This window comes from Polaromonas sp. P3_C2 (assembly GCF_056402675.1).
The window spans coordinates 1-1,308 of record NZ_JBFUGX010000929.1 but is presented as its reverse complement, the minus strand read 5'-3'; the positions used below and the strand labels follow the sequence as shown (position 1 = coordinate 1,308).

Here is a 1,308-nt window from a genome sequence, read left to right as displayed (position 1 = left end):
GCCGTATTCCATGCCTGCTGCCTTGAAGGCTTCTGCCGGTGCAACACCGGCCCGAAGGCTGGCTGCTTCATCGGGCTTGAGGTCCGTGATCTCGATTTCGGCGCGAAGGGGTTCACCCAGCGCCGATTGAACGGTGATCCGGCCCAGCGCAAGCGCATGGGCTTCAAGACTTGCCAGGCTGCCCAGCAATGCAATGGCACTCGCCAGGGCGCCAATACGCCAACGACCGCGTTTATTCATGGGGTTGGGAGCCTCCAGTGCTCGGTCTGCATGTAACTTTATTCTGCTTAAGCGCACAAAAACCTCGATGCGAATTTTCGAAAAACAACCTTAACATCAAGGCATTAGGCTGACAAGCTAAGACACCACTTAAGTTTTGACACATCGAGTTAGCATCAACTTACATGTTCAGGATGTTGTCAGACGACAACGCACGGAAACAAGTGGTTACGGATGAGTGGCCGCATGTTGGCAACCGCTCACCCCGAATTATTTACCCCTGAAGCAGTATACGAAGCATGCGGCGCAGCGGTTCGGCCGCACCCCAGAGCAACTGATCGCCCACGGTGAAAGCACCGAGGTAGTCGGGGCCCATGGCCAGTTTGCGCAGGCGACCCACCGGAATCTGCATGGTGCCCGTCACGGCGACGGGTGTGAGGTCCTTGATCGAGGCCTCACGCGTGTTGGGCACAACTTTGACCCACTGGTTGTCTGCGGCGATCATGGCCTCGATATCGGCCAACGGCACGTCCTTCTTCAGCTTGAAGGTCAGGGCCTGACTGTGGCAGCGCATCGCGCCTATGCGCACGCAGAAGCCGTCGACCGGCGTTTCAGCCGTGCCGAAACCAGCACCCTGGCCCAGGATCTTGTTGGTTTCCGCGCCGCCCTTCCATTCTTCCTTGCTCATGCCGTTACCCAGGTCCTTGTCGATCCAGGGAATGAGGGAGCCACCCAGCGGCACGCCGAAATTGGCCGTCTCATCGCTATTCAGTGATTGCTGTTTGGCCAGCACGCGGCGGTCGATTTCCAGGATGGCTGATTTGGGATCGTCCAGCAAGGCGCGGACTTCGCTATTGAGCGTGCCATATTGGGTCAGCAGCTCGCGCATGTGCTGGGCGCCGCCGCCGGACGCCGCCTGGTAGGTCATGCTGGTCATCCATTCGACCAGGCCCGCCTTGTACAGCGCGCCCACGCCCATCAGCATGCAGCTCACCGTGCAGTTGCCGCCAATCCAGTTCCTGCCGCCCTTGGCCATGGCGTTCTGGATGACGGGCAGGTTAACCGGATCCAGGATGATGATGGCATCGT

2 protein-coding genes are annotated in these 1,308 nt (G+C 59.2%); both read right to left on the bottom strand.

Annotated elements, in window-relative coordinates; genetic code table 11:
• The coding region (locus AC1DWI_RS23490) for a type IV pilus assembly protein FimV (protein ID WP_477725955.1) at positions 1-240 on the bottom strand (240 nt) is incomplete at its 3' end.
• Positions 241-493: 253 nt separating this feature from the next.
• Positions 494-1,308: aspartate-semialdehyde dehydrogenase (locus AC1DWI_RS23485; RefSeq protein WP_477725954.1), on the bottom strand; the 815-nt coding region annotated here is incomplete at its 5' end.